General features: G+C 66.6%; 12 protein-coding genes. 3 read left to right on the forward strand and 9 right to left on the reverse strand.

The window, feature by feature from the left end; genetic code table 11:
* Positions 1 to 4: 4 nt before the first annotated feature.
* Positions 5 to 2,266 carry a ribonuclease R gene (rnr, locus tag BMX57_RS08080; protein WP_092364865.1) on the reverse strand — a complete coding sequence of 754 codons (2,262 nt, stop codon included), beginning with the start codon at positions 2,264 to 2,266 and terminating at the stop codon, positions 5 to 7.
* A gap of 65 nt (positions 2,267 to 2,331) precedes the next feature.
* Positions 2,332 to 3,477: a succinyl-diaminopimelate desuccinylase gene (gene dapE, locus BMX57_RS08085; protein WP_092364868.1), complete on the reverse strand. Its 1,146-nt coding sequence runs from the start codon at positions 3,475 to 3,477 to the stop codon at positions 2,332 to 2,334.
* 273 nt (positions 3,478 to 3,750) lie between these two features.
* Between dapE and BMX57_RS08090 the strand changes: the two genes are divergently transcribed.
* Positions 3,751 to 5,325 (forward strand): Hint domain-containing protein, encoded by a 1,575-nt coding sequence (locus tag BMX57_RS08090; protein WP_092364871.1) that lies wholly within the window; start codon positions 3,751 to 3,753, stop codon positions 5,323 to 5,325.
* On the opposite strand, the gene BMX57_RS08095 is transcribed toward BMX57_RS08090, so the two are convergent.
* Together BMX57_RS08095 and dapD are read right to left on the reverse strand one after the other, a co-directional pair.
* Positions 5,322 to 5,672 carry a hypothetical protein gene (locus BMX57_RS08095; RefSeq protein ID WP_092364874.1) on the reverse strand — a complete coding sequence of 117 codons (351 nt, stop codon included), beginning with the start codon at positions 5,670 to 5,672 and terminating at the stop codon, positions 5,322 to 5,324. The genes BMX57_RS08090 and BMX57_RS08095 overlap by 4 nt on opposite strands.
* Positions 5,673 to 5,679: 7 nt before the next feature.
* Positions 5,680 to 6,507, reverse strand: coding sequence for a 2,3,4,5-tetrahydropyridine-2,6-dicarboxylate N-succinyltransferase (gene dapD / locus BMX57_RS08100; protein ID WP_092364877.1), 828 nt, complete (start codon positions 6,505 to 6,507; stop codon positions 5,680 to 5,682).
* Between the two features lie 194 nt (positions 6,508 to 6,701).
* On the opposite strand from dapD, the gene BMX57_RS08105 reads away from it, so the two are divergent.
* Complete coding sequence (locus BMX57_RS08105; protein ID WP_092364880.1) at positions 6,702 to 7,544, forward strand: LOG family protein; 843 nt, start codon at positions 6,702 to 6,704, stop codon at positions 7,542 to 7,544.
* A gap of 7 nt (positions 7,545 to 7,551) precedes the next feature.
* Here BMX57_RS08105 and BMX57_RS08110 read toward each other — a convergent pair whose 3' ends face one another.
* The 5 genes from BMX57_RS08110 to BMX57_RS08130 form a co-directional block, all read right to left on the reverse strand.
* Positions 7,552 to 7,764, reverse strand: coding sequence for a hypothetical protein (locus BMX57_RS08110; RefSeq protein ID WP_092364883.1), 213 nt, complete (start codon positions 7,762 to 7,764; stop codon positions 7,552 to 7,554).
* A 116-nt stretch (positions 7,765 to 7,880) separates the two neighbouring features.
* Positions 7,881 to 8,267, reverse strand: coding sequence for a phage holin family protein (locus BMX57_RS08115; protein ID WP_092364886.1), 387 nt, complete (start codon positions 8,265 to 8,267; stop codon positions 7,881 to 7,883).
* 81 nt (positions 8,268 to 8,348) lie between these two features.
* On the reverse strand, positions 8,349 to 9,530 hold the full coding sequence (rlmN, locus tag BMX57_RS08120) for a dual-specificity RNA methyltransferase RlmN (RefSeq protein WP_092364889.1): 1,182 nt from the start codon (positions 9,528 to 9,530) through the stop codon (positions 8,349 to 8,351).
* A gap of 106 nt (positions 9,531 to 9,636) precedes the next feature.
* On the reverse strand, positions 9,637 to 10,206 hold the full coding sequence (locus BMX57_RS08125; RefSeq protein ID WP_092364892.1) for a carboxymuconolactone decarboxylase family protein: 570 nt from the start codon (positions 10,204 to 10,206) through the stop codon (positions 9,637 to 9,639).
* A 168-nt stretch (positions 10,207 to 10,374) separates the two neighbouring features.
* Positions 10,375 to 10,905 carry an invasion associated locus B family protein gene (locus BMX57_RS08130; protein WP_092364895.1) on the reverse strand — a complete coding sequence of 177 codons (531 nt, stop codon included), beginning with the start codon at positions 10,903 to 10,905 and terminating at the stop codon, positions 10,375 to 10,377.
* A gap of 173 nt (positions 10,906 to 11,078) precedes the next feature.
* On the opposite strand from BMX57_RS08130, the gene BMX57_RS08135 reads away from it, so the two are divergent.
* Positions 11,079 to 12,080 (forward strand): asparaginase, encoded by a 1,002-nt coding sequence (locus BMX57_RS08135; protein ID WP_092364898.1) that lies wholly within the window; start codon positions 11,079 to 11,081, stop codon positions 12,078 to 12,080.
* Positions 12,081 to 12,102: the final 22 nt, after the last annotated feature.

The following is a 12,102-nucleotide window of genomic DNA, read 5'->3' on the forward strand; positions in this document are numbered from 1 at the left end:
GCGATCACTTCTGCCGGCGCTTGCGTTCCACCTTGCGCTTGACCTTGTCGCGCTTGCGCTTGGAGGCAACCGCCTTGCGCCGCGCGGTCCGACCGGCCGGGCCGCGCCCGCCCCGGGGCAACGCCTGATCCTCGATCGACAGCAGCTCCAGCTCCAGCCCGCCGGTCACCGGCGTGGCCTCGGTCAGGCGCACCGTGACGCGCTGGCCGATGGCGATCGTCAGGCCGGTATCCGAGCCCATCAGCGTGCCCGCCTCGGCATCGAAATGGAAGAATTCGCGCCCCAGCGTCCGTACCGGGATCAACCCGTCGGCGCCGGTCTCGTCCAGTTTCACGAAGGCCCCGAACCGGGCGATCCCGCTGATCCGACCGGCAAACTCGTTGCCCACCCGCTCGCTCAGATAGGCGGCGAGATAGCGGTCATTGGTGTCGCGCTCGGCCATCATCGAGCGGCGCTCGGTGTCCGAGATGTGGTTGGCGGTCTCTTCCAGACGCTCGATCTCGTCCGGCTGCAACCCGTCCTTGCCCCAGCCATGAACCGAGATCAGCGCCCGATGCACGATCAGGTCGGCATAGCGCCGGATCGGCGAGGTGAAATGCGCATAGTTGCGCAGGGCCAGCCCGAAATGCCCGAAATTCTCGGGGCTGTAATAGGCCTGCGCCATCGACCGCAGGGTCGAGATGTTGATCAGCTCGGCCTCTTCGGTGCCCGCCGCCTGGTTCAGCAGCGCGTTCAGGTGCCGGGTCTGCAACACCTGCCCCTTGGCCAGGTTCAGCCCGGCGGCTTGCGCCGTCTCGCGCAGCGCCTCCAGCTTCTCGGGCGCCGGTTCCTCGTGCACCCGGAACAGGAGCGGCGCGCGTTTGGCGATCAGGGTCTCGGCGGCAGCGACATTGGCGAGGATCATGAATTCCTCGATCAGCCGGTGCGCGTCCAGCCGGTCGCGGAACGCCACCGAGGTCACCTCGCCCTCGTCGCTCAGCACGATCTTGCGCTCGGGCAGGTCCAGATCCAGCGGCTGCCGCGCCCCGCGCGCCTTTTTCAGCGCCTCATAGGCGGCAAACAGCGGTTCCAGCACCGGCTCGACCAACGGCCCGGTCTTGTCGTTCGGGTCGCCGTCCATGGCGGCCTGCACCTCGGCATAGTTCAGCGACGCCGCCGAGCGCATCAGCCCGCGCACGAAGCGGTGGCCGACCTTGTTGCCCTCGGCGTCGATCTGCATCCGCACCGCAAGGCAAGCGCGCGGCACGCCCTCGTGCAGCGAACACAGATCGCCCGACAGCCGGTCGGGCAGCATCGGCACCACCCGGTCGGGGAAATAGGTCGAGTTGCCGCGCTTGCGCGCCTCGCGGTCCAGATCAGAGCCCGGCGTCACATAGGCGGCGACATCGGCAATCGCCACCCAGATCACATGGCCGTCCGGATTCTTGGGATCGTCGTCGGCATGGGCATAGCAGGCATCGTCATGGTCGCGGGCATCGGCCGGGTCGATGGTGACCAGCGGCACCTCGCGCAGATCTTCGCGGCCGGACAGGCCCACCGGCTTGGCAAGGTCGGCCTCGGCGATCACCGCGTCGGGGAACTGGTCGGGGATGCCGTGCTGGTGGATGGCGATCAGCGACACGGCCTTCGGCGCGCTGGGATCGCCCAGCCGTTCGACGATGCGCGCCCGCGGCAGGCCCAGCCGCGCCTTGGGGCCGGCCTGTTCGGCCTCGACCAGCTCGCCATCCTTAGCGCTCAAGGTGGCGCCGTCGGCCACCTGCCATTCATTCTGCCCGGCCTTGTCGATGGGCACGACGCGCCCGCCTTCGGCGCCCTTTCGAAAGATGCCGACGATGCGGCGCGGGTTCGACCCGATGCGCCGGATCAGCCGCGCCTCGTAATTGTGGTCCTCCTCGTGCACGACGGTCAGCCGCGCGAGGATCCGGTCGCCCTCGCCCAGCGCCGGGTCGCTGGCGCGCGGGATCAGCAGCACGATGGGCTCGACCCCCTCGCCATGCCATTCCAGCGGCCGCGCGAACAGGTCGCCATCGGCATTGGGCGCCTTGACCTGCAGTACGCTGACCGGCGGCAGCCGGTCGGGATCGCGATAGGTCTTGCGGCGCTTCTCCAGATGCCCCTCGGCCTCAAGCTCCTTGAGGATGCGCTTGAGGTCGATGCGATCGGCACCCTTGATGCCGAACGCCTTGGCGATATCGCGTTTCGAGGTGAGGGTCGGATGCTCCGAGATCCAGTCGAGGATCTCGCGCTTGGAAGGAATGCGCGTCATGTGCCGGGACTAGCACGGCCAGCGGCGGGGGTCATGGGCAAAAGCGACCGGAGAGTTATCGCCGCTCATGCGAAATACGCCTGCAGGATGCGCGCATAGACCGCCTTGAGCTGCTGGATCTGCTCGGTCGGGACGCGTTCATCGACCTGGTGCATCGTCTGCCCGACAAGCCCGAATTCCACCACCGGGCAATGGTCCTTGACGAAACGGGCATCCGAAGTACCGCCCGAGGTCGACAGGACCGGCGCGACGCCGGTCTCATCCTCGACCGCCGCGGCGACAAGATCGGACAGCGGCCCCGGGGGGGTCAGAAAGCTCTCGCCCGATATCTTGACCTCCATGTCGATGGACAGCCCGAACTCCGCTGCCACGGCGTCGGCTTCGCTGCGCAGCCAGTCGGTCAGCCCGGCCCCGCTGTGCAGGTCGTTGAACCGGATGTTGACCGCGCCCCGGCCCTGCGCGGGGATCACGTTGGTGGCCGGATTGCCGGTATCGATGGTCACGATGGCCAGGGTGGAGGGGTCGAAATGGTCGGTGCCCTTGTCCAACTCATGCCCTGCCAGCCGGTCCATCAGGCGGGCCAGGGCCGGCAACGGGTTCTTCGCCCGGTGCGGATAGGCCGAGTGCCCCTGGACGCCGGTCACGGTGAACCATGCAGTCATCGACCCGCGCCGGCCGATCTTGATCATCTCGCCCATCCGATCCGGGCATGTCGGCTCGCCCACCAGGCAGACCGACATCCGCTCGCCGGTCGCGTCCATGTGATCCAGCAGCGCCCGCGTGCCGTCCACCGCGTCGCCCTCCTCGTCGCCGGTGATGGTCAGGACGATGGCCCCGTCCGGCGGCGTCTCGCGCACGAAATCCACCGCGGCCGCGGCAAAGGCGGCGACGCCGGACTTCATGTCGGTCGCGCCCCGGCCGTAGAGGATCCCGTCCTTCTCGACCGCACCGAAGGGCGGCACGCTCCAGGCCGCCTCGTCGCCCACCGGCACCACGTCGGTGTGACCGTTGAAGCCAAAGGTCTTCGCGTGCCCCTTCGCGCCCCAGCGCGCGAAAAGGTTGCAGACACCGCCCCGGTCCACCCGCACACACTCGAACCCCGCCGCGCCCAGCAGATCGGACAGCAGCCCCAACGCGCCACCCTCCTCGGGCGTCACCGAGGGGCAGCGGATCAGGTCGGCGGTCAGGCGGACGGCATCACTTCGGGTCATCGGATCGGGGCTCCTCTTTGTTTGTCGGTTCGGCCACATTTGTGACCAAAAGGCCGCGATGCCAAGGCAAATCCGCCAAAATCGCTCCCGACACGCAACTCGTGTGATACCAATTCAGAAAAACAAGGACCCGAGGCAGGGTTTCGAGCAAGCAAGCCATGACTGGCTGACTCAAGAGCGCCGTATTGCGGCGCCCGCACGGTATTCGGCAGGCGGATTATTCCGCCCGGCCTGCCCGTGCCCTGCCTTGTGTTGTCATCTGAGGGGCAGGACATGGCAACAGGCGCCGAACTCGGCTATCAGACCAACGCCAGCGCGACGGCGATGGCGCAGGAGATCTTTGGCAGCGATGTCGAGATCCGCAGCGCCAGTTATACCGGCGACCGCAATTCCTCGGCGATCTATTCCAACGGGGATGCGCTGGCGCCCGGCGCGACGCCCGGCGACAGCGGCGTGATCCTGTCAACGGGGCGCGTGCGCGACTACACCCGCAGCAACGGCGATCCCAACCGGGCAAGCAACACGTCAACCAACACGAGGGGTGAGAACAACAACCCGGACTTCAACGCGGCCGCGGGGACCTCGACCTACGACGCCGCGTATCTCGACGTGACCTTCGTGCCGACCGGCGACACGATGACGATGCAATTCGTGTTCGCGTCCGAGGAATATCCCGAGTTCCAGAACTCGATCTACCAGGACTTCGTCGGTGTCTGGGTGAATGGCGCGCAGGTCGACATCAGCGTGGGCAACGGCGACATCGACCCCGGCAATGTCAGCAACGGCAGCAACCAGAACCTGTATCAGGACAACACCGGCGACGCCTTCAACACCGAGATGGACGGCCTGACGATCACCATGACGTTGACCATGAACGTCAACGCCGGGCAAGAGAACACCATCCGGATCGGTATCGCGGATGTCTCGGACAGCAGCTATGATTCCAGCCTGCTGATCGCGGCCAACAGCCTTCAAACCGATCTGGTGGCCATCGACGACAGCGCCAACCTGTTTCCCACCGGGCAGACGACGATCGATGTCACCGCCAACGACATCGACAGCTCGGGCGGAATGCTGACAATCACCCACCTGAACGGACAGGCGGTCAACGCCGGCGATACCGTCACGCTCAGCACCGGCCAGGTGCTGCAGCTGAACGCCGATGGAACGATCACCGTTTTCGGCGACGGCGATATCGAAGACATCAACTTCACCTACACGATCGACAATGGCAGCCAGAGCGATGTCGGTTTCGTCGCCGTCAGCTCGGTGCCGTGCTTTGCCGCGGGCACCCGGATCCTGACCGAGGCGGGCGAGGCACCGGTCGAAACGCTGCGCGCGGGCGATGCCATCATGACCCGAGACAGCGGCGTGCAGCCGCTGCGCTGGATCGGGCAGCGCAGGGTGGCCGCGGTCGGGGATTTCGCGCCGATCTGCATCCGGGCCGGCACTTTCGGGGATCACCGGCAGCTGCTGGTCTCGCCGCAGCACAGGGTGCTGGTGCGCGACGGGCTGGCCGAGCTTCTGTTCGGCGAGGCCGAGGTGCTGGTCGCTGCCAAGGATCTCGTGAACGGCCATTCCGTCACCCGGCGCGAGGGCGGCGAGGTCACCTATGTCCACCTGATGTTCGACGCCCACCAGGTCGTCTATTCCGACGGGTTGCCGACCGAAAGCTTCCTGCCGGGGCCGCAGACCTCCAGCCTGTTCGAGCGCCAGGCGTTGGACGAGATCTGCGCGCTGTTTCCCGAGCTCGACCCGCAGACCGGCGCGGGATACGGGCCGGCGGCCCGCCGCACCCTGCGCAGCTACGAGGCGCAGCTGCTGGCCACCGCCCAGCACGCCGCTTAGGCCTCGGGCGCGTCCTTGTCATAGTAAGGCGTCATCTGCGCCACGATCACCGCGTTCTCGTCCAGAGCCCGCTGCATCAGCGCGCGTTCCTCGTCGTCGATCTCGTGGCCCTGGTCCTCACGCTCTTCCAGCGTGCCGTATCCGGTCACGTCCAGCGGCGCGGTATCGGCATGTTTCAGGATGGCCACCGTCTCGCGCACCGCCTCGGCCTCGTCGATTCCGCTGGCATAGACCATCAGCGCGGCCCCGGTCGCGCCATCGGGCAGGCCGTCTCCGGCCTTGCGACCGATCTGCACCACAAGGGTGAACACCTGCTGGCGCGAGGGAGTGTCGGTCCTGGTCGCCACCGCGGGATCAGTCGCGCAGCAATTCGTTGATGCCCGTCTTGGAGCGGGTCCGCTCGTCCACCCGCTTGACGATCACCGCGCAGTAAAGGTTGATGCCGTTCTTGCTGGGCATCGACCCCGCGACGACCACCGAATAGGGCGGCACCTCGCCATAGGTGACTTCCCCGGTCTCTCGGTCGACGATCTTGGTGGACTTGCCGATGAACACGCCCATGCCCAGCACCGAGCCCTCGCGCACGATGCAGCCCTCGACCACCTCGGACCGCGCGCCGATGAAGCAATTGTCCTCGATGATCGTAGGGCCGGCCTGCATCGGTTCCAGCACGCCGCCGATGCCCACGCCGCCCGACAGGTGCACGCCCTTGCCGATCTGCGCGCAGGATCCCACCGTGGCCCAGGTGTCGACCATCGTGCCCTCGTCCACATAGGCGCCCAGGTTGACGAAACAGGGCATCAGCACCACGCCCGGCGCCACATAGGCGGATTTGCGCACCACGCAGTTGGGCACCGCGCGGAACCCGGCATCCTTCCACTGGTTGTCGCCCCAGCCGGCGAACTTGCTGTCCACCTTGTCCCACCAGCCGCCATTCTGCGGCCCGCCGGCCTGGTGTTCCATGTCCTTGATCCGGAACCCCAGCAGAACCGCCTTCTTGGCCCATTGATTGACATGCCACTGACCGTCATCGCCGCGCTCGGCGACCCGCAGCCGGCCGGAATCCAGCGCGTTCAGCGTATCCTCGATCGCCTCGCGGGTTTCACCGGTGGTGGCCGGCGAGATTCCCTCGCGGGCGTCCCATGCGGATTCGATTGCGGCTTCCAGCTGGGCGTTCGACATGATCTGCGGTCCCTTTTCCTGCGGCGGTGGGCAAAACTGCACCCGCCTATAGACCGGCAGGCGCAAACGCGCAATCGCAAGTGGCCGCCTGGCCGCGCTGCCGGATTTCCCGGGCCGGACGCGCTGCGGTCACTGGCCTTGCCGCGCCGAAGGCGATAGCTGTGAGCCGAACCGACACGAGGAATCCCCGTCTCATGGATGACAGCCGCCACCGCCCGTTCCGCGACGCCCATACCGACCGCAGCACCGCGCGCGAGGTGCCCGACACGCCGCAGACCCGCTCCCCGGCCTATCGGCTTGCCTTTGCGGACGAGGATTTCCTGTGCCGCGAGGAGTTGCGGCCGGTGCGCCTGCAGCTGGAACTGCTCAAGCCGCAGCTGCTGCTGGACGAGCACCAGATCGCCTCGACCGTGGTGATGTTCGGCGGCGCGCGGATTCCGGAACCGGCGCAAAAGGACACCGCCCGCACGCAGACGCTGGCCGATCTGTCGAAATACTACGAGGAGGCGCGGGAATTCGCCCGGCTGATGACGCGGAAATCTGTTTCCAGCGGGCACCGCGAGAACGTGATCGTGACCGGCGGCGGGCCGGGCGTGATGGAGGCCGGCAATCGCGGCGCGCAGGAGGCGGGCGGCGTGTCGATCGGGCTCAACATCGTTCTGCCGCATGAGCAGGCCCCGAACGAATACGTGACGCCCGACCTGGCCTTCAATTTCCACTACTTCGCGATCCGCAAGATGCATTTCCTGATGCGCGCGCGGGCGATCACGATCTTCCCGGGCGGGTTCGGCACGATGGACGAGCTGTTCGAGTCGCTGACCCTGATCCAGACCGGCCGCATGGGCCGGGTGCCGTTCCTTCTGTTCGGGCGCGAGTTCTGGGAGCGTGTGATCGACTGGGCGGCGCTGGCCGATGCGGGCACGATCTCGGAACAGGATCTGGACTTGTTCCGCTATGTCGACACCGCGCAGGAAGCGGTCGACCTGATCGACAACTGGGGCCCCGCCGCGCCGCGCGACGAGATCCCGGACCGATGATCGGGCGTCAGGCGCCGAGGTCGGCGGGCAGGATGCCCAGCGCGGTGCCCTGCGGCAGTTTGGTCACCATGCGGGTGCCGGCTACGTCCTGGATGCCATAACCATAGCCCGCGAGCCGGAACTCCAGTTCGCGCGCGCTGAGCGCCTTGGACTGTTCGCGTTGGATCAGGGCCAGAATGGCCGGATCCACCTGCGGCCTGCCGAATTCACCATAAGTCATCGCAATCCCCTCAACCTGTTTGTTGATGATTGCGAAATTGACTGTTGAACAGGGCGGAATTTGCCCCGGTTTGGGGAGAATTCAAGACCGAATTGCGACCAAGTGGCCGGGCCGACTCACTTGGTCTTGTCTGCCCGCAACGTCTTGAACACGTAGACCGGCAGCAGCACACCGGCTATCAGCGCGCCCAGCCAGACCAGCAGCGTGGCCGCCAGCAGGTTCGCGATGCCCCCGACAGTAAAGCCCGCGACCAGCAGGTTGGTGACGATCAGCCCGACGAAGACCACCGCCAGCGCCACACCGCCGCGCAGGGCCGGCAAGTTGCGCTCACTCAGCCGCGTGACCAGCGGATCGGCGATGACCTGCACCACGGTAAAGATCACCACGACGATCAGCAGCGACAACGCCTGGATCGAAAACCCGTCCAGCAGCAGCGCGGCCAGCAACAACCCGACCGCGTTGGCGATCAGAAGGGCGACAATCGTGAGAAGACGATGGGACATCGGCGGCGTCCTTTCCATTGGTCCTGCGGTTGCAAAAAAGACCTTAGCCCGTCACCGGGACGGGTTCACGCGCAAAAAGCATCAAAGACCGGCATCGGCCTCGATCTGGCGCCGCGACTTGCGCGCCCGCTCGGTGGCCGATTTAAGCTGCCCGCAGGCGGCCATGATATCTTCGCCCCGCGGTGTGCGGATGGGCGAGGCATAGCCGGCCTTGTAGATGATGTCGGCGAACGCCCGGATCCGGTTGTTCGAGCTGCGCTTGTACGGCGCGCCGGGCCATTCGTTGAACGGGATCAGGTTGATCTTGGCCGGGATCCCGTGCTCGCGGATCAGACCGATCAGGCGTCGGGCATCCTCGTCGCTGTCGTTCACCCCGTCCAGCATCACGTATTCAAAGGTGATGCGCTCGGAATTGCTGACCTTGGGATAGGCGGCCAGCGCCTGCAGCAGCGTGTCGATGTTCCAGCGCTTGTTGATCGGCACCAGGACGTTGCGCACTTCGTCGGTGGTGGCGTGGAACGACACCGCCAGCTGGCAGCCGATCTCCTCGGCCGTGCGCGCGATCTCGGGCACCACCCCCGAGGTCGACAGCGTGATCCGCCGCCGACTGAGCGAGATGCCCTCGGGATCCATCGCGATCTTCATCGCGTCGCGCACATTCTCGAAATTGTAGAGCGGCTCGCCCATGCCCATCAGCACGATATTGCTCAGCAGGCGGGTCTCGTCCTTGGGCTGGCCGGGCACCGGCCACTCGCCCAGATCGTCGCGCGCCATCATGATCTGCCCGACGATTTCCGCCGCCGTCAGGTTGCGCACCAGCTTCTGCGTGCCGGTGTGGCAGAAGGTGCAGGTCAGCGTGCAGCCCACCTGGCTGCTGACGCAGAGCGTGCCGCGATCCTCTTCCGGAATATAGACCACCTCGACCTCGTGCCCGCCGGCGATCCGGACCAGGTATTTCCGCGTGCCGTCCAGCGAGACCTGCCGGGACACCATGTCCGGAATGGCGATGGTGAAATGTTGGTCCAGCAGCGCGCGATAGCCCTTGGCCAAGTTGGTCATCGCCGAGAAGTCGCGCACGCCCCATTGATAGATCCACTGCCAGATCTGCCCTGTGCGCATTCGCGCCTGTTTCTCGGGCGTACCGCAGTCGATCAGCGCCTGGCGCATCTGATCGCGGGTCAGCCCGACGAGGTTCGCCTTTCCCTCGGCCGGTTGCCGGGGAAGGGTCAGGACATCTTGGGTGATCGGCGCTTTCGCGGACATGACGGGCTCGGATTCTGGTCTGTGGATGCGCCTCTATACAGGGACTGCCGCCATGTGCCAAGGCACTGCGAAGGACCCGCCGCGAACGGCGGGCCCGCGTCGGAGGTCATTCGGCGGCCATGCGCGGCGGGGCCCAGTCGAATTTCTGGAACCCCGCATCCACAGGTGTCTGGAACACCGCGTTGGTGTAGTTCGACATGACCTTCTGCGCAAAGATCATGATGACATCCAGCATCGCGCGTTCGCCAAATCCGGCGGACCGGAAATCCGCGATTGCCCCGGCGCTGGGACGGCCATGTGTGTCCCGCAGGGCAAGGGCGAACCGGCGCAGGGCCTCCAGCCGTTCGGACGGCAAAGGCGTTTCGTCCCGCAACGCCGAGATGATGGCCTCGTCGATGTCCTCGGTCCTGGCGATGGCAGTATGGGCCGGGACGCAATAATGGCACTCGTTGGCGACGTTGACCGTCATCCAGACCACCGTGCGTTCTTCGGGCGTGAACGCGGTATGTTCGACCGCCAGCGCGTGCAGGTGCTGGTAGGCATCCAGCAGCGCCGGGCTGGTCGCCATGACGCCGTGCAGGTTGGGGACGCGCCCGAAGGCCTCGACCGACTTCTCCAGAAGGGGTTTCGACGCCGCAGGGGCGGTCTCTTGCGTATGGATCGTTGGCTCGGCCATGTCTGACATCCTTTCGCTTCGGTTCACTCAACCTCAGCTAGGAAGCCGTCCGGGCGGCGCAAACCCGGACATGCGCAGACGCCCGTGTGCGGATGCGCGCAGGCCGTCACGCGGAGGTGACGGCCGACAAGCGGGTTTGACCGGGATCCGACAGGCCGGGGCCGACGGCTATTCGCCGCAGCGCTTCTCGGCGTCCTCGAAAGAGGCGGTGAACCCCAGAAGCGAGAACGTGTCCTGTGTCTGGGTGCCACGCGAGGACCGCGCGGTCAGAACGGCATCGGTCCCGCGCTTGAGGGCGGTGATGATCTTGGCATCATCCGCCTCGGTCGCGGGCCAGGCCCATTCGCCCTCGGTGAACAGCTCGAACTCGGTGCCGCCGACATTGACGTTCACGGTCGAGCCCTCGGCAAAGGGATAGCCGCCAGTGAAGGTCACCTGCCCCTGCACATCCGCCTTGGGCCGGAAGAACACCATCAACAGGATGTCGCCCCGCCGCACCGCGACAACGCGCCCGTCCCGGGTGTTCACGGTCTTCTCGGGCGCAGCCACGATCCAGCACTCGCGCGGGTTTTCACCCTCGAAGACGCTCCAGGCCACATTTGCGGCCACCCGGTTGCTGCTCTGTTCCTGAGACGCCGCGGCGCTGGCCAGCCCGACCAGACACAGGCCCGCGATCGCGCGGACGAGTTTCAATCGCATTTGTCCAGCTCTCCTAGACTTTTCTTACCTCAAATCCGGCGATGCGTGCAGGGCTTGCCCCCCTGTCTGGTTCGCGCATCCCCGTGTTGCCGACATACGCACATTAGCCTAACTTCCGCCACGGGCGAAAGAGCGATTGGCGGGAAATCGCCAAGAAACGAAAAGGTTTTTCGATGTCACAACCGGTTCCGATGGTCGAAGTCTGGCGCGGCTCCCTGCTTGAGAGCGTTCACGCCGGCCACGCGGTGATCTGCGACGACAGCGGCCAGATCGTGCGCAGCTGGGGCGATCCGGAGGCGGTGATCTATCCGCGCTCGTCCGTGAAGATGATCCAGGGCCTGCCCCTGATCACCTCGGGGGCGGCGGCCAAGTTCGGCCTCGGGCCGGATCACCTGGCGCTGGCCTGCGCCTCGCATAGCGGTGCCGCGATCCATACCGACCGGGTCCGGGCGTGGCTGGATCACCTTGGGCTGGGCGACGACGATTTCCGCTGCGGCCCGCAGGTGCCCGATGACCGCGCGGCGCGCGAGGCGCTGATCCGGGCGCATGAAACCCCTTGCCAGGTGCACAACAACTGCTCGGGCAAGCATGCGGGCTTCCTCACTCTGGCGCAACACATGGGCGCGGGCCCGGAATATGTCGAGATCGACCATCCTGTGCAGCAGGCCTGCCGCGCCGCCTTCGAGGAAGCCACCGGCGAGACCAGCCCGACCTATGGTATCGACGGATGCTCGGCCCCCAACTTCGCCGGGTCGCTGCGCGGGATCGCACGGGCGATGGCCTGGTTCGCCTCGGCCCGCGACCGGTCGGACCGCGCCAGTCTGGCCGCGGTCGACCTCTACGCGGCGATGACCGCGCATCCAGAACTGGTGGCCGGTGAGCGGCGGGCCTGCACCGAATTGATGCGCGCCATGGGCGGCGCCGCGGCGATCAAGACAGGGGCCGAGGGCGTCTTTGTCGCCATCCTGCCCGAACGCCGGCTCGGTGTGGCGCTCAAGATCGCCGATGGCGCCACCCGCGCCAGCAACTGCGCCATCGCCGCGATCCTGGTCGAGCTCGGCGTGCTCGACCCCGACCACCCGGCGGCGCAGAAATTCATGGCCGCGCCGGTCCGGAGCCGGCGCGGTGCGGTGTGCGGTCAGATCCGTCCCGCCTCGGGGCTGGCCGCGGCCTGAGCCGCCAGGCCTCGGCCGCACC

The organism is Cribrihabitans marinus (assembly GCF_900109035.1).
GTDB lineage: Bacteria > Pseudomonadota > Alphaproteobacteria > Rhodobacterales > Rhodobacteraceae > Cribrihabitans > Cribrihabitans marinus.

Bases quoted from the DNA above. Each gene is read 5' to 3' on its own strand.
- BMX57_RS08110 (WP_092364883.1), bottom strand. From the start codon at position 7,764: ATGACTTATGGTGAATTCGGCAGGCCGCAGGTGGATCCGGCCATTCTG.
- BMX57_RS08090 (WP_092364871.1), top strand. From the start codon at position 3,751: ATGGCAACAGGCGCCGAACTCGGCTATCAGACCAACGCCAGCGCGACG.
- BMX57_RS08105 (WP_092364880.1), top strand. From the start codon at position 6,702: ATGGATGACAGCCGCCACCGCCCGTTCCGCGACGCCCATACCGACCGC.
- dapE (WP_092364868.1), bottom strand. From the start codon at position 3,477: ATGACCCGAAGTGATGCCGTCCGCCTGACCGCCGACCTGATCCGCTGC.
- dapD (WP_092364877.1), bottom strand. From the start codon at position 6,507: ATGTCGAACGCCCAGCTGGAAGCCGCAATCGAATCCGCATGGGACGCC.
- BMX57_RS08115 (WP_092364886.1), bottom strand. From the start codon at position 8,267: ATGTCCCATCGTCTTCTCACGATTGTCGCCCTTCTGATCGCCAACGCG.
- BMX57_RS08135 (WP_092364898.1), top strand. From the start codon at position 11,079: ATGTCACAACCGGTTCCGATGGTCGAAGTCTGGCGCGGCTCCCTGCTT.
- rlmN (WP_092364889.1), bottom strand. From the start codon at position 9,530: ATGTCCGCGAAAGCGCCGATCACCCAAGATGTCCTGACCCTTCCCCGG.
- BMX57_RS08130 (WP_092364895.1), bottom strand. From the start codon at position 10,905: ATGCGATTGAAACTCGTCCGCGCGATCGCGGGCCTGTGTCTGGTCGGG.
- rnr (WP_092364865.1), bottom strand. From the start codon at position 2,266: ATGACGCGCATTCCTTCCAAGCGCGAGATCCTCGACTGGATCTCGGAG.
- BMX57_RS08125 (WP_092364892.1), bottom strand. From the start codon at position 10,206: ATGGCCGAGCCAACGATCCATACGCAAGAGACCGCCCCTGCGGCGTCG.